This is a genomic window from Pseudomonas sp. KCJK8993 (assembly GCF_046230915.1).
In the GTDB taxonomy this organism is placed as follows: Bacteria; Pseudomonadota; Gammaproteobacteria; order Pseudomonadales; family Pseudomonadaceae; genus Aquipseudomonas; species Aquipseudomonas piscis.
In genome coordinates, this window is sequence record NZ_JBJJLO010000015.1 from 45594 (window position 1) to 59572 (window position 13979).

Sequence of the window (13979 nt, forward strand, 5' to 3'; positions counted from 1 at the left end):
TACTTGACGAAGGCCGCTCCCTGCATGCAGGGGCGGCCTTTTTCGTGCCTGGGGCAACGCTGTTGCAAGCGTGGAGGATCAGGCCGAGCGGGCCATGATCAGGCCGTTGTCACTGGCAGCTTCCAGGCGGATGGCGATGAACTTGGAGGTCGGTGTATGGCTGCCGTCGCCAGTGCTTTCCAGCGGCACCAGCGGATTCACCTCCGGATAGTAGGCCGCGGCCTGGCCGGCCGGGATATCGAAGGCCAGCAGGGTGAAACCCTTGACCCGCCGTTCGCGGCCATCGTTCCACAACGACACGATGTCGGCTTTCTGCCCCGGCTTGAAACCCAGGCGGATGATGTCCGCCTCGTTGGCGAACAGCACGTCGCGCTGGCCCTTGACTCCACGATAGCGATCATCGAGGCCGTAGATGGTGGTGTTGTACTGGTCGTGGGAGCGCATCGATTGCAGGATCAGGTCCGGCAACTGGCCACTGGCCCGGGTGCGTTCGTCGATCAGGTCCCTGGGCAGCAGGTTGGCGCGGAAGTTGGCGCGTCCCGAAGGGGTGTTCCACTGGCGGGCGCCGGCGGCGTTGCCCAGGTAGAAGCCGCCTGGGTGCTTGAGCCGCTCGTTGAATTCCTTGAAGCCCGGGATGGTGTCGGCGATCAGGTCGCGGATGCGCCCGTAGTCGGCTGCCAGCCAGCTCCAGTCCACCGGGCGGTTGCCCAGGGTGGCCGAGGCGATGCCGGCGAGGATCCAGGGTTCGGAACGCATGTGCACCGACAGCGGCTGCAACTGGCCGTTGGAGGCGTGGACCATGCTGAAGGAGTCTTCCACGGTCACCGCTTGCGGGCCGCCGGCTTGCAGGTCGATGTCGGTGCGGCCCAGGCACGGCAGGATCAGTGCATCCTTGCCGTGGGCCAGGTGGCTGCGATTGAGCTTGGTGCTGATCTGCACGGTGAGGTCGCAGTTGCGCAGGGCCTGGAAGGTCCGCTCGCTATCCGGAGTGGCCTGGGCGAAGTTGCCCCCAAGGCCGATGAATACCTTGGAACGGCCTTCGAGCATGGCGTGGATCGCCTCGACCACGTTATGGCCGTTGTCCCTGGGCACCTTGAACTGGAAACGCCGCTCCAGGGCGTCGAGGAAGGCCACCGGCGGCCGCTCGTTGATGCCCATGGTGCGGTCGCCCTGGACGTTACTGTGGCCGCGGACTGGGCACAGGCCGGCGCCGGGCTTGCCGATGTTGCCGCGCAGCAGCATCAGGTTGGCGATTTCCTGGATGGTCGCCACCGAATGGCGATGCTGGGTAATGCCCATGGCCCAGCACATGATGACGTTCTTGCCCTTGGCATACATGCGCGCCGCCTGTTCGATCTCCACCAGGGTCAGGCCCGACTGCTCGACGATCTGCTCCCATGGGGTGTCGTCGAGGGTGCCCAGGTATTCCAGCACCTGGGCGGTGTGGGTGTTGAGGAAGTCGTGGTCGAACACGGCTTCGGTCCCGGCCTTCTGGGCATCGCGTTCCCATTGCAGGAGGAACTTGGCCATGCCGCGCAGCAACGCCATGTCGCCACCCAGGGCCGGGCGCAAGTACGCGGTGTTGGTGGGGCGGTTGCCGTTGGTGAGCATCTCCAGGGGATTCTGCGGGTGCTGGAAGCGTTCCAGGCCGCGCTCCTTGAGCGGGTTGACGCACACTACCTGGGCACCGCGCTTCACCGCCTCGCGCAGGGGTTCGAGCATCCGCGGATGGTTGGTGCCGGGGTTCTGGCCCCAGACGAAGATCGCGTCCGAGTGCTCGAAGTCGTCGAAGGTCACCGTGCCCTTGCCCACCCCGACGCTCTGCGCCAGGGCCACGCCACTGGCTTCGTGGCACATGTTCGAACAGTCGGGGAAGTTGTTGGTGCCGTAGGCCCGTACGAACAATTGATAGAGATAGGCCGCCTCGTTGCTGGCCCGGCCCGAGGTATAGAACTCGGCCATGTCCGGGCTCGGCAGGTTCAGCAGGTGCCGGGCGATCAGGCTGAAGGCGTCTTCCCAGCTGATGGGGCGATAGCGGTCGGTCTGCGCGTCATAGCTCATCGGCTCGGTCAGCCGGCCCTGGTACTCGAGCCAGTAGTCGCTCTGTTCCAAGAGGGAGCTGACGCTGTGCCTGGCGAAGAAGGCGCCGTCCACCCGGCGCTTGGTGGCTTCCCAGTTCACTGCCTTGGCGCCGTTTTCGCAGAACTTGACCATGCCGCTTTCCGGCGAGTCGCCCCAGGCGCAGCCCGGGCAGTCGAAGCCGCCATTCTGGTTGGTCTTGAGCATCATGCGGATGTTCTTCAGGGCGTTGTCGCTGGTCAGCCAGGCCTGGGCCACGCTGATCAGGGCACCCCAACCGCCGGCCGGCCCCTTGTAGGGCTTGTAGCGGGCCACGGGTTTCTGGTCGGCTTGGTTATGTGTACTCACGGGCGACTCTCCATCGCGGGGCTGTCGGGCCGCAGTGCGCTGCGATGCGGCAGGTGGACAAGGTAGTGACGGTGATGACGCGGCCCTTGCCGGGAGTGGCGCAAGCTCGAGAAGCGAGCACGGGGGCGGGCCTCGCAGGAGCTGGCGCTGCGCAGGGCGGGCGTTTGGCGTTCATCGGGGGATCAGCGGCGTACTGGTGGCCAAGCCTAAGCGCGGCATTGTGTCGCGTCTAATTGCTAGTACTGATCCCTTGATAGATAGCGTCGATCAACGACCGTCGAGGAGTTCACGGTAGAGGGCGAAGCAGGCCTCGGCCGGGGCCGAGCGTGGCGCGCTGCGGCGCATGATCAAACCCAGGCGGGCCAGGGTCTGGGCATCTTCTATCGGCTGCAGGCGCAGGTGTTCGGTCATGGCTTGCAGGCCGCTGCCCAGGGGCATCACCGCACAGCACAGGCCGCCGTGAACCATCTGTACCAGTTGATGGACGGCGTCGGTTTGCAAGACTGGTTGCGGATGCAGCCCGCGGATATGGAAGTTGTGATCGATGGACTGGCGAAAATGCATGCCGCTGGTCAGCAGGCCCAGGGGCAATTCTGTCAGCGCCTCCCAGCTCAGGGGCTGTTCGCCGAAGCTGAAATGCCGCTGGTCGTACAACAACCCCATGTGGGTCTGGGCCAGGGGCAGGGAGTCGAAATGCTCGCCGTCCAGGCGTTCCAGGTAGGACACCCCGAGGTCCAGGCGATTGCTCGCCAGCTGCTCCAGAATCTGCTCGGAACTCAGGGAGCAGAGTTCGAAGCGCAGGTGCGGGTGTTCGGCATGCAGGCGCTGTATCAGCGGCTGCGGGTCGAAGCTCGATAGCGGTACCACTCCCAGGCGCAAGGTGCCCACCAGGTTACCCCGGCAGGCGGCGGCCTCGGCCAGCAGTCCGTCGTAGGCGGTGAGCACGGTGCGGGCCCAGGCCAGGACTCGCTCGCCGGGCGCGGTGAAGCCTTCGAAGCGCTGGCCCCGGTTGACCAGCGGCAGGTCGAGTTCTTCCTCGAGGTTGCGCAGGCGCATCGACAGGGTCGGTTGGGTGATATGGCAGCGCGCGGCGGCCTGGCCGAAGTGGCGGGTTTCATCCAGGGCGATGAGGAATTTCAGCTGCTTGATGTCCATCTTCGCTCCGGTACGGCAAAAGGCCGGGATTCTACCGTGCCAGCGCGGCCTGGGTCAGTGGTCGGCCGGGAACCTGGATCGGCCAGGCTGGTCTAGTCTTTCGCATCTGGAACTATCAACCAAGGAGTGTGCGACATGAGCATTTTCAGCTTTGTGAAGGAAGCGGGCGAGAAACTGATCGACCTGCTGACCCCCGGTAACGCCAATGCCAGTGAGCAGCTCAAGGAGCACATCGCCAAGGTCGGCCTGGGCAACCCCAATGTCCAGGCGACGGTGGAAGGCGACAAGGTCATCGTCAAGGGCGAGGTGGCGAGCCAGGAAGAGAAGGAGAAGATCCTCCTGGCCCTGGGCAACATCGCCGGTGTCGGCAGCGTCGAGGACCAGATCACCGTCAGCGGCCCGGCCGCGGCTACGGCGGTCTTCGTCACCGTGAAGAAGGGCGATACCCTGAGTGCCATCGCCAAGGCGCAATACGGCGATGCCAACAAGTACAACAAGATCTTCGAGGCCAACAAACCCCTGCTGTCCCATCCGGACAAGATCTATCCGGGCCAGGTCCTGCGCATTCCCGAGTGAGTCGATAGCCCGCGTCGCCAACAGGCCTGCGCGAATGCGGGCCTGTTACTCGACCAAGCCCTCGAGCAATTCCCGATAATCCCCTAGCGCCGCGAATTCCTCCGTGTCCTTCGGCCCCTTGCGGCTGTCCGGCTGGCTGACCGCGAGCAATTGCGCGATCCCGAAGTCCCGGGCGCTGCGCAGGATCGGCAAGGTATCGTCGATGAACAGGCTGCGGGTCGGGTCGAAGCGGATATCGGCCTGCAGGGCTTCCCAGAATTGCGGATCCTCCTTGGGAAAACCGTAGTCGTGGGAACTGATCAGGCGTTCGAAGTAGGGTGCCAGCTCGATCCGCTCCAGCTTCAACGACAGGGAGTCGCGATGGGCATTGGTGATCAGGACCACCCGCTTGCCGGCGCGCCCCAGTGCTGCGAGGAAGGTGTCGGCGTCCGGACGCAGGGCGATCAGGTGGGCGGTTTCCAGCTTCAGCTCGCGTACCGGCAGCTTCAGCTCGGTGCTCCAGAAGTCCAGGCAATACCACTGCAACCGACCGGCGTTACGCTCGAACAGCGGGCGCAGTTCCAGTTCCGCCATGGCCCGGCTCACCCCGTGCAGCTCGGCATAGCGCTGGGGCAGGTGCTCCAGCCAGAAATGGTTGTCGTAGTGCAGGTCCAGCAAGGTGCCGTCCATGTCCAGCAGGACGGTATCGATATCGCGCCAGGGCATCAGGGCCATTGACTACTTCTCCAGTGGAAAACGATCGACCGCCAGGGCCGGCGAAGCGGGAGGGGCCAAGGCCGTGCACCCGGCGTAGAAAAACGGCCCCGCCAGGGGCGATCACACGCAGTAAACAATAGGTCTCGCAGCGCCTGCGCGCCGCCGCAATCTGCAACCCAGTCACTTTCAAACAGGCTGTATAGTAACCCGCTATCGCCAAGGAGCCCGCCATGCGTCAGAAACCCACCGTACTCGCCCGAGAGATCGTCGCTTCCAGTCGCCTGTTCTGTGTCGAACAGCTGCAACTGCGGTTCGCCAATGGCGCCGAACGCACCTACGAGCGGCTGGTGGGACGGGGCGCGGGTTATGGTGCGGTGATGGTCGTGGCGATGCTCGATGCCGAGCACGCGGTGCTGGTGGAGGAATACTGCGGCGGCACCGATGCCTACGAGCTGTCCTTGCCCAAGGGCCTGATCGAGCCTGGCGAGGATGTGCTGGCGGCGGCCGAGCGTGAGCTCAAGGAGGAAGCCGGCTTTGGTGCGCGGCAGCTGGAGCACCTGACCGAGCTGTCGTTGTCCCCGGGCTACATGAGCCAGAAGATCCAGGTGGTGCTGGCCACCGACCTATACGAAGAGCGCCTGGAGGGTGACGAGCCCGAGCCAATGCGGGTCGACAAGGTCAACCTGCGAGAGTTGTCCGCCCTGGCGCAGAATCCCCAGTTCAGCGAAGGCCGGGCCCTGGCCGCGTTGTACCTGGCCCGCGACCTGCTGAGCCAGCGCGGGGTCTTTCAAGCATGAGTGAGATATCGATGACGCTTCCCCATCCTTTCCTGGCTCCGGTAATGGAGTTGGCGCTGCGTGCCGGCGACGCCATCCTGCCGTTCTGGCGCGCCGATGTGGCGGTCGAGCACAAGGCCGACGAATCCCCGGTGACGGCGGCCGACCTGGCCGCGCACCACTTGATCGTCGCCGGTCTCAAGGCCTTGGCCCCGGACATCCCGGTGCTGTCCGAGGAAGACGCCGACATTCCCCAGGCGACCCGGGCCAGCTGGCAGCGCTGGTGGCTGGTGGACCCGCTGGACGGTACCAAGGAGTTCATTGCCGGGAGCGAGGAGTTCACCGTCAACATCGCCCTGATCGAGCAGGGGCGCGTGGTGTTCGGCGTGGTAGCGATGCCCCCCAATGGCCGTTGCTACCTGGGTGGCGCCGGCCTGGGCGCCTGGCGTGCCGAGCGCGGCCAGCCGCTGCGGGCGATCACTGTGCGCGAGCAACCGGTGGCTGGCGAGGCCTTCACCGTGGTGGCCAGCCGACGCCATTCGAGCCCGGCGCAAGAGCGCCTGCTCAGTGGCTTGAGCGCCACCCTGGGTGAGCTGAAACTGGCCAATATCGGCAGCTCGTTGAAGTTCTGCCTGCTGGCCGAAGGGACGGCGGACTGCTATCCACGGCTGGCGCCCACATCGCAATGGGACACGGCGGCGGCCCAGGGCGTGCTCGAAGGCGCCGGGGGCGAAGTGCTGGATCTTGCCGGCGCGCCGTTCTGCTATCCGCCCCGGGAGTCGTTGCTCAACGATTTCTTCGTGGCATTGCCCGCCAAGGCACCTTGGCGGGCCAGGCTGCTGGAACTCTGTGGCGCCCAGGACGGGCAGAGCTGATACCGCAGGCGGCCCGAGCCCCGGGTGAAGTCCCGGGGCAGGCCGGTTTCAGCGGTGCAGCACGTATTGGCCGGCGAACAGCACCGCGTCTTCTTCGCTGCCGGCATTCACCACCTTGGTGTGCAGGGTCAGGCGCGCCCGACCGTAGCGCTGGTACATCGACAGGAATTTCTTCCAGACCTTGTCCTCCGGGGCCGCGCAGATCGCCTGGGCGTCACCGGTGACCGGCAGCGGGTAGCTGATCTGCCCTTCCTGGATGACGATGTGCCCGTCCTCGATTCCCTCCTCCCTGAGCCGCAAGTGCAGCCAGCCCCAGCCAGCCAGTACCGCGCCGCAATAGAGGCTGCCACCGAACATGGTGCTCTTGTGGTTCACGTTGGCCTCCAGGGGCAGTTGCAGGCGTAGTTGTTGCGCCTGCCAGTCGAGCACCTTCAGGCCCATTTCCCGGGTCAGGGGAATGTCATGGTGGAGGATGGATTCCAGGTATCGACTGTCGCGGTTCATGCACGGGCCTCGGGGGTCGGGAGATGGCTGGGAGTGGTTCATTCCGATTCGTCGCCGGGTTGTCCGGCGCCGCTGTCTGCGAAGTTCAGGCCATGCTTGCGCAGCTTGTCGTGCAGAGTCTTGCGCGGGATGCCCAAGGCCTCGGCGAGACTGCGCAGCGAGCTGTGGGGCTGGGTCATTTCGGCGGCGATCAACGATTTTTCGAAATGCTCGACCTGTTCGCTCAGGCCGCCGCTGATCGGCGTTGCGGTCGCGGCCGGAGCCTGGCTTGGATCACCGTTGTCCAGGGCCAGCTCCAGGCCCAGGGCGAAGCGTTCGGCGACGTTCTGCAATTCGCGCACGTTGCCCGGCCAATCGTGGCGCAGCAGCAGGGCCCGGTGTCCCGGTTGCAGTTCCTGGGCCGGCAGGCCGTGGCGGTTGCTGGCTTCATCGGCAAAGTGCTGGAACAGCATCAGCACATCTTCGCCGCGCTCGCGCAGTGGCGGAATCCGCAGCGGCGCCACGTTCAGGCGGTAATAGAGGTCGGCGCGAAAGCGCCCCTGGTCCGCCGCCTGGCGCAGGTCTTCCTTGGTCGCGGCGATGATGCGGATATCCAGCGGGATCAGTTGGTTGCCGCCCAGGCGCTCCACCACCCGTTCCTGGAGCAGGCGCAGTAGCTTGACCTGGACATCCAGGCTCATGCTTTCGATTTCATCGAGGAACAGCGTGCCGCCATTGGCGAACTCGAACTTGCCGATGCGGCGCTTTTGCGCGCCGGTAAAGGCTCCAGGCTCATGGCCGAACAGTTCGCTCTCCACCACCGACTCCGCCAGGGCCCCGGCGTTGATCGCGACGAACGGCCCGTTGCGCCGTCCCGACAGGTCGTGCAGGGCCCGGGCCACCACCTCCTTGCCGGCCCCGGTTTCGCCGAGGATCAGCACATCGGCGCGGGTCGCTGCCAGGGCGCCGATCTGCTGGCGCAGGCGCAATATGGGAGCCGATTGGCCCACCAGCCGGGCGTTCAGCTCCTGGCGATCGCTCAGGGCCAGGCGCAGGCAGCGGTTGTCCAGCACTAGGCGGCGCCAGGCCAGGGCGCGGCGCACGCTGTCCAGCAGGGCATCGCTGGCGAAGGGTTTCTCCAGGAAGTCATAGGCCCCGGCGCGCATCGCCTGCACCGCCAGGGGCACGTCGCCATGGCCGGTGATCAGCAGCACTGGCAGCTCCGGGTCCTGGGCGTGCAACTGGGCCAGCAGTTCCATACCGTCGATGCCGGGCATGCGGATATCGCTGACCACTACCCCCGGCCAATCCCGTTCCAGGCGCTCGGCCAGGCCCTGGGCTTCACCCAGGGACAGGACCTTGAGCCCGGCCAGATCCAGGGTCTGGCTCAAGGCCTGGCGCAGGTGCGGGTCGTCGTCGATCAACACCACTTGCAATTGGGGGGCGAGGCTGTCGGGACGGGTCATCGGTGGCTTTCCAGGTCGTGTCGTGGCCAGCCATGCCTGGCCGGTCCATGGATTATCGGCTTGCGGGCTGCGTCGTGTCTCATACTCCGCGATCCTCGGACGGCTGCGGACTGACCCCTGGAGCCCCGGCTCGCAGGCGCAGAGTGATCAGCGCACCGCCTTCGCGATGGTTGGCGAACGACAACTCGCCGCCGAAAGCCCGCATCAGCGTGTCGCAGATCGCCAATCCGAGTCCCAGGCCCTGGGTTCGCGTCTTGGTGGTATAGAACGGCTCGCCAGCCCGGCCCAGGGCTTCCATGCAGAACCCCGGGCCGTTGTCGCGAATGCACAGGTTGACGCCCGTGGCGGTGGATTCGGCACTCAGCCACAGCTTGCGCGGTGGGCCTTTTTCGGTAAGGGCATCCAGGGCGTTGGCCAGCAGGTTGCCCAGCACCTGGCGCAGGCGGGTTTCCCCGGCTTCGACCCACAGGGTGGCGGCCGGCAGGTCGCGGATCAGCTCCACATCCATGGCCCGGCGCCGCTTGGCCAGCAGGGCCAGGGCATCGTCCAGGGCCGGCTGCAGGGCGACGCTCTCCGGTGCGTGGTGATCGCGCCGGGCAAAGGCCCGCAGGTGGGTGATGATCGAGGCCATGCGCCCGGTCAGTTCGCTGATCAGCTTGAGGTTGGCCCGGGCATCGTCGGTGCGTTGATGGTCCAGCAGCACCTCGGCGTTCTCCGCATAGCTGCGGATCGCCGCCAGGGGCTGGTTGAGTTCGTGGCTGATGCTGGCGGACATGGTGCCCAGCGCCGAGAGCTTGCCGGCCTGGACCAGGTCGTCCTGGGCGCGCACCAACTCCTGCTGGGCGTTCTCACGCTCCAGCACTTCCTGTTTCAGGCGCCGGTTGAGGTTTTCCAGGTCGCTGGTGCGTTCGGCCACGCGCATCTCCAGCTCGCGTCGCGCCTTGCCTTCGAAGGCGATCCGCTCCAGGTAGTGCCGGCGCCGCTGCATCATCAGCCCGAGCAGCAGCATCAGCACCAGCAGCGCGGCGGCGCCCACCGCCACCACGGTTCGTACTGGGCGGTCGATGAGTGTCCGCGGGGCGAGGATGCTGACGCTCCAGCCGGTCTCCTCGATCTTCTGGGTCTGGGTCAGCCAGGCATCGGGATTGAGGTTCAACGGACGCGGGTCGCGGGTCGGGTAGGGCTGGATGGCGTCGATCGCCTGGTGTTCCTGTTCGCTCAGGGCCCGGGTCGCGCGAAATCGCCATTCCTGGCGCGAGGTCAGGATCACCACGTCATTGTGGTCGGTCACCAGCAACTGTTCCGGGGTCTTGCCCCAGAGGCGCTCGGTGTGGTCCAGGTCCACCTTGACCACCAGCACGCCGAGCATGCGCTCGCCGTCGCGCACCGCGGCGGCGAAAAAATAGCCACGCTTGGCCGAGGTGGTGCCCAGGCCGAAGAAGCGCCCCAGGCGCCCGGCCATGGCCTCGCTGAAATAGGGGCGGAAGGCGAAGTTACGCCCGACGAAGCTGTCGTGCTTGTCCCAGTTGGAGGCCGCCAGGGTGTTGCCGCTGGTGTCCATCAGGTACATGACCTCGGCACCGGTCTGGGCGCTGATGTTCTTCAGCAGGCGGTTGGCGTTGCCTTGGGTCACGCCATCGTCCGGGGCGCCCAGTACCGCCCGTAGTGCGGGCAGGTCGCCGAGGATCTGTGGCAGCACCTCGTAGCGGTGCAGGGTGCCCAGCAGGTTGGCCACGTACAGGTCCAGGGTCTGGCGGTTCTGCCCGGCCAGCTCATTGCGGTAGTAGCGTTCCGCCAAGTGCTGCAGTGGCCACAGCAGCGGTGCCAGGCACAGCGCCAGCAGGGCCAGGCTGCGCCAGCGAGGACGACGGGGAAGGGGTGGGGTCATGGAAACGGCGCCTGTGGTTACAGGCGCATTATGCCTAGCCCTGCTCGGCAAGACACTCGCGCAATGCGGTGTGCCAGTCCGGCTGGGTCACGCCCCACTCCCGCTCCAGGCGGCTGCAGTCCAGGCGCGAATTCAGCGGTCGTGGCGCCGGGGTCGGGTAGGCGCTGGAGGGAATGGCTTCCAGTATCGCGCAGGGCTTGTCCAGGGCCAGCAGCTGTTCACCGATGGCCTGGGCGAAGCCGAACCAGGACGTCTGGCCATGAGCGGTCAGGTGGTAGGTGCCCCAGGCTCCGGGGTTTCCTGCCTGCCAGCGCTCGATCAGGGCCCGGGTGCTATTGGCGATGGTGCCGGCCCAGGTCGGGGCGCCGATCTGGTCGGCCACCACGCGCAGTTCCGGGCGCTCCTGCAATAGGCGTTGCATGGTCAGGAGGAAGTTCTTGCCATGGCTGGAATAGACCCAGCTGGTACGCAGGATCAGGTGCTGGCCCTGCACCAGGTTGATGGCCCGTTCGCCGGCCAGCTTGCTCTGGCCATAGACGCTCAGCGGATTGGGCTCGTCTTCCTCGACGTAGGGGCTGTCCTTGCTGCCGTCGAATACATAGTCGGTGGAGTAGTGGATCAAGGGGATGCCCAGGTCGAAGGCTTCCTGGGCGAAGATCCCGGGCGCGGTGGCGTTGATCGCGTAGGCCAGTTCCGCCTCGCTTTCGGCCTGGTCGACCGCGGTGTGGGCGGCGGCGTTGATGATCAGGTCGGGGCGCAGTGTGCGCACCTGCTGGCGGATCTGCTCCGGATGGCTCAGGTCCAACTGGGCGCGGCCCGGCACCAGCAGTTCGCCCAGGTCGCCCAGGCGCTTTTGCAGCTCGCGGGAAACCTGGCCGTGCTGGCCGCTGATGAGGATCTTCAAGGGCGTATTCATGGGAACAGGTCGGCCTCAGTCAACAGGCTTCCTGCCTGGTCCTTGGCGGAGAGTTGTGGGGGCTCGGTGAGCTCCCAGTCGATGGCCAGCGTCGGATCGTCCCAGCGGATGCTGCGCTCTGCCGATGGCGTGTAGTAGTCGGTAGTCTTGTAGAGGAACTCGGCGAAGTCACTTAGCACCACGAAACCATGGGCAAAGCCTTCGGGTACCCACAACTGGCGATGATTGGCCGCCGACAGGCGCACCGCCACCCAGCGGCCGAAGTGCGGCGAGCTGCGCCGGATATCGACGGCGACGTCGAGGACTTCGCCCTGGGTCACGCGCACCAGTTTGCCCTGGGTGTTCTGCAACTGGTAGTGCAGGCCGCGCAGCACGCCCTTCTGCGAGCGCGAGTGGTTGTCCTGGACGAACTGCACATCGACCCCGGTCGCTTCGGCGAAGACCTTGGCATTGAAGCTTTCGTAGAAGAAACCGCGCTCGTCGCCGAACACCTTGGGCTCGAGGATCAGCACGCCGGGCAGTTCGGTGGCAATGACCTTCATTGGGCTTCTCCGGCCAGGGTGAACAGGTACTGGCCGTAGCCGGTCTTGCCAAAATAGGCCGCGCGTTCGAGCAGGTGCTCGCGGCTGATCCAGCGATTTTCGTAGGCGATCTCTTCCAGGCAGGCAACCTTCAGGCCCTGGCGGTGCTCGATGGTCTGCACGTACTGCGAGGCCTCCAGCAGGCTGTCATGGGTGCCGGTATCGAGCCAGGCGAAACCACGGCCGAAGCATTCCACATGCAGGTCGCCGCGCTTGAGGTAGGCGTTGTTGACGTCGGTGATCTCCAGTTCGCCCCGTGGCGAAGGCTTGACTTGCTTGGCGATCTGCACCACGTCGTTGTCATAGAAGTACAGGCCGGTGACGGCATAGCTGGACTTGGGTTTCTTGGGCTTTTCCTCGATGGACAAGGCCCGGCCTGCGCTGTCGAAGTCGATGACCCCGAAACGTTCCGGATCCTTTACCCTGTAACCGAACACCGTGGCACCCTTGGTGCGTTTTACGGCGTTGAGTAACTGGTCGCTGAAATGCTGGCCGTGGAAGATGTTGTCGCCCAGGATCAGGCACACCGGGTCATCGCCGATGAACTGCTCGCCGATCAGGAAGGCCTGGGCCAGGCCATCTGGCGAAGGTTGCTCGGCGTAGCTGAAGCGCACGCCGAACTGGCTGCCGTCGCCCAGCAGGTTGCGGTACTGGGGCAGGTCCTGAGGGGTGGAGATGATCAGGATGTCCTGGATGCCGGCCAACATCAGCACCGAGATCGGGTAGTAGATCATCGGTTTGTCGTAGATCGGCAACAGCTGCTTGGAAACGCCGAGGGTGATGGGATGCAGGCGGGTACCGGACCCACCTGCCAATACGATGCCCTTGATCATGCAATCAGGTCCTTGATGTCGGTGGAGCCCAGGCGTTCGCCCTGGTAGCTGCCGTCCTGTACCCGCCGGCACCATTCGAGGTTTTCCAGGTACCACTGCACGGTCTTGCGCAGCCCGCTGGTAAAGGTTTCCTCGGGTACCCAGCCCAGCTCGCGTTCGATCTTGCCGGCGTCGATGGCATAGCGCAGATCATGGCCGGGACGGTCCTGGACGAAGGTGATCAGGTCGGCGTAGTGGGCCACGCCCTGGGGCTTCTGCGGAGTCAGCTCTTCCAGCAGGCTGCAGATGCCGCGCACCACGTCGATATTCTTCTGCTCGTTATGGCCGCCGATGTTGTAGGTCTCGCCCACCACGCCTTCGGTGACCACCTTGAGCAGCGCCCGGGCATGATCCTCGACGTACAGCCAGTCGCGCACTTGCAGGCCGTTGCCATAGACCGGCAGTGGCTTGCCCGCCAGCGCGTTGAGGATCACCAGCGGGATCAGCTTTTCGGGGAAGTGGAACGGGCCATAGTTGTTGGAGCAGTTGGTGATCAGGACCGGCAGGCCGTAGGTGCGCTGCCAGGCGCGGACCAGGTGGTCGGATGCGGCCTTGCTCGCGGAGTAGGGCGAGCTGGGGGCATAGGGCGTGGACTCGGTGAACAGGTCGTCGACGCCATGCAGGTCGCCATAGACTTCGTCGGTGGAGATGTGGTGGAAACGGAAGGCGGCTTTTTCCGCATCGGGCAACCGCTGCCAGTAGGCGCGGGTCGCTTCCAGCAGGCTGTAGGTGCCGACGATGTTGGTCTGGATGAAGTCCGACGGTCCGTCGATGGAGCGATCCACGTGGGACTCGGCCGCCAGGTGCATGATGGCGTGGGGCTGGAAGCGGGCCAGCACGGCGCTGACGGTGGCCTGGTCGACGATGTCGGCCTTGACGAACTCATAGCGGCTGTTGCTGGCGATGCTGTGCAGCGATTCCAGGTTGCCTGCATAGGTCAGCTTGTCCAGGTTCAGGACTTCATGTTCCGTGTGCTGGATCAGGTGACGGACCAGGGCCGATCCGATAAAACCGGCTCCGCCGGTGACAAGAATGCGCATGTGAAGTGGCCTGTATCCTTGAGTAGATCGGTTGCTGCAAGAAAAGCAGCATAGCTTGTCGGCATGAAGTCGGTGGTGCAATAGCCATCGACCATTGATTACATCACGAATGGTCTGAGAATTCTGAAGATGCATCGCGCCGCCGTCGTGATTACTTTCTGTTCCGTGCTCCACAAGGGGTTGCGCAACGCCTCGGCCAGTGGCGATATAGGCGGCCAATAACAATTT

13 protein-coding genes are annotated in these 13979 nt (G+C 65.1%); 3 read left to right on the plus strand and 10 right to left on the minus strand.

Translation table 11 applies throughout. The annotated features are described in order from the left end of the window. Positions 1 to 78 precede the first annotated feature (78 nt). Together ACK6AU_RS07650 and ACK6AU_RS07655 are read right to left on the minus strand one after the other, a co-directional pair. Complete coding sequence (locus tag ACK6AU_RS07650; protein WP_409298579.1) at positions 79 to 2427, minus strand: FdhF/YdeP family oxidoreductase; 2349 nt, start codon at positions 2425 to 2427, stop codon at positions 79 to 81. Positions 2428 to 2694: 267 nt separating this feature from the next. Further along, positions 2695 to 3582, minus strand: a complete 888-nt coding sequence (locus ACK6AU_RS07655; RefSeq protein WP_409298581.1) for a LysR family transcriptional regulator — start codon at positions 3580 to 3582, stop codon at positions 2695 to 2697. A 135-nt stretch (positions 3583 to 3717) separates the two neighbouring features. On the opposite strand from ACK6AU_RS07655, the gene lysM reads away from it, so the two are divergent. After that, complete coding sequence (gene lysM / locus ACK6AU_RS07660; RefSeq protein WP_185697297.1) at positions 3718 to 4158, plus strand: peptidoglycan-binding protein LysM; 441 nt, start codon at positions 3718 to 3720, stop codon at positions 4156 to 4158. Positions 4159 to 4203: 45 nt separating this feature from the next. Here lysM and yrfG read toward each other — a convergent pair whose 3' ends face one another. After that, positions 4204 to 4872, minus strand: a complete 669-nt coding sequence (gene yrfG, locus ACK6AU_RS07665) for a GMP/IMP nucleotidase (protein ID WP_185697298.1) — start codon at positions 4870 to 4872, stop codon at positions 4204 to 4206. Positions 4873 to 5084: 212 nt separating this feature from the next. Between yrfG and nudE the strand changes: the two genes are divergently transcribed. Both nudE and cysQ read left to right on the plus strand, forming a co-directional pair. Beyond that, complete coding sequence (gene nudE / locus ACK6AU_RS07670) at positions 5085 to 5651, plus strand: ADP compounds hydrolase NudE (RefSeq protein WP_185697299.1); 567 nt, start codon at positions 5085 to 5087, stop codon at positions 5649 to 5651. An 11-nt stretch (positions 5652 to 5662) separates the two neighbouring features. After that, a complete protein-coding gene (cysQ, locus tag ACK6AU_RS07675) occupies positions 5663 to 6505 on the plus strand; it encodes a 3'(2'),5'-bisphosphate nucleotidase CysQ (RefSeq protein WP_185697300.1) in 843 nt (280 codons plus the stop codon). A 48-nt stretch (positions 6506 to 6553) separates the two neighbouring features. Here the strand turns inward: cysQ and ACK6AU_RS07680 are convergent, their stop codons facing one another. The 7 genes from ACK6AU_RS07680 to rfbB all read right to left on the minus strand — a co-directional run bounded on the left by ACK6AU_RS07680 (position 6554) and on the right by rfbB (position 13751). Then, a complete protein-coding gene (locus ACK6AU_RS07680) occupies positions 6554 to 7009 on the minus strand; it encodes a YiiD C-terminal domain-containing protein (protein ID WP_022644228.1) in 456 nt (151 codons plus the stop codon). 38 nt (positions 7010 to 7047) lie between these two features. Next, positions 7048 to 8454 carry a sigma-54-dependent transcriptional regulator gene (locus ACK6AU_RS07685; RefSeq protein WP_409298585.1) on the minus strand — a complete coding sequence of 469 codons (1407 nt, stop codon included), beginning with the start codon at positions 8452 to 8454 and terminating at the stop codon, positions 7048 to 7050. Between the two features lie 79 nt (positions 8455 to 8533). Then, complete coding sequence (locus tag ACK6AU_RS07690) at positions 8534 to 10342, minus strand: ATP-binding protein (protein WP_185697302.1); 1809 nt, start codon at positions 10340 to 10342, stop codon at positions 8534 to 8536. Between the two features lie 34 nt (positions 10343 to 10376). Continuing rightward, positions 10377 to 11258 carry a dTDP-4-dehydrorhamnose reductase gene (rfbD, locus tag ACK6AU_RS07695; RefSeq protein WP_185697303.1) on the minus strand — a complete coding sequence of 294 codons (882 nt, stop codon included), beginning with the start codon at positions 11256 to 11258 and terminating at the stop codon, positions 10377 to 10379. Then, positions 11255 to 11800, minus strand: a complete 546-nt coding sequence (rfbC, locus tag ACK6AU_RS07700) for a dTDP-4-dehydrorhamnose 3,5-epimerase (protein ID WP_185697304.1) — start codon at positions 11798 to 11800, stop codon at positions 11255 to 11257. Before rfbC ends, rfbD begins: the two co-directional genes overlap by 4 nt. Beyond that, positions 11797 to 12672, minus strand: a complete 876-nt coding sequence (gene rfbA / locus ACK6AU_RS07705) for a glucose-1-phosphate thymidylyltransferase RfbA (protein WP_409298588.1) — start codon at positions 12670 to 12672, stop codon at positions 11797 to 11799. Before rfbA ends, rfbC begins: the two co-directional genes overlap by 4 nt. Further along, positions 12669 to 13751 (minus strand): dTDP-glucose 4,6-dehydratase, encoded by a 1083-nt coding sequence (gene rfbB, locus ACK6AU_RS07710; protein WP_409298590.1) that lies wholly within the window; start codon positions 13749 to 13751, stop codon positions 12669 to 12671. The genes rfbA and rfbB overlap by 4 nt, the downstream gene beginning before the upstream one ends. Positions 13752 to 13979 lie beyond the last annotated feature (228 nt).

Excerpts from the sequence above, each read along its gene's own strand:
- ACK6AU_RS07655 (WP_409298581.1), bottom strand. The coding sequence starts at position 3,582 with ATGGACATCAAGCAGCTGAAATTCCTCATCGCCCTGGATGAAACCCGC.
- lysM (WP_185697297.1), top strand. The coding sequence starts at position 3,718 with ATGAGCATTTTCAGCTTTGTGAAGGAAGCGGGCGAGAAACTGATCGAC.
- yrfG (WP_185697298.1), bottom strand. The coding sequence starts at position 4,872 with ATGGCCCTGATGCCCTGGCGCGATATCGATACCGTCCTGCTGGACATG.
- nudE (WP_185697299.1), top strand. The coding sequence starts at position 5,085 with ATGCGTCAGAAACCCACCGTACTCGCCCGAGAGATCGTCGCTTCCAGT.
- cysQ (WP_185697300.1), top strand. The coding sequence starts at position 5,663 with ATGACGCTTCCCCATCCTTTCCTGGCTCCGGTAATGGAGTTGGCGCTG.
- ACK6AU_RS07680 (WP_022644228.1), bottom strand. The coding sequence starts at position 7,009 with ATGAACCGCGACAGTCGATACCTGGAATCCATCCTCCACCATGACATT.
- ACK6AU_RS07685 (WP_409298585.1), bottom strand. The coding sequence starts at position 8,454 with ATGACCCGTCCCGACAGCCTCGCCCCCCAATTGCAAGTGGTGTTGATC.
- ACK6AU_RS07690 (WP_185697302.1), bottom strand. The coding sequence starts at position 10,342 with ATGACCCCACCCCTTCCCCGTCGTCCTCGCTGGCGCAGCCTGGCCCTG.
- rfbD (WP_185697303.1), bottom strand. The coding sequence starts at position 11,258 with ATGAATACGCCCTTGAAGATCCTCATCAGCGGCCAGCACGGCCAGGTT.
- rfbC (WP_185697304.1), bottom strand. The coding sequence starts at position 11,800 with ATGAAGGTCATTGCCACCGAACTGCCCGGCGTGCTGATCCTCGAGCCC.
- rfbA (WP_409298588.1), bottom strand. The coding sequence starts at position 12,672 with ATGATCAAGGGCATCGTATTGGCAGGTGGGTCCGGTACCCGCCTGCAT.
- rfbB (WP_409298590.1), bottom strand. The coding sequence starts at position 13,751 with ATGCGCATTCTTGTCACCGGCGGAGCCGGTTTTATCGGATCGGCCCTG.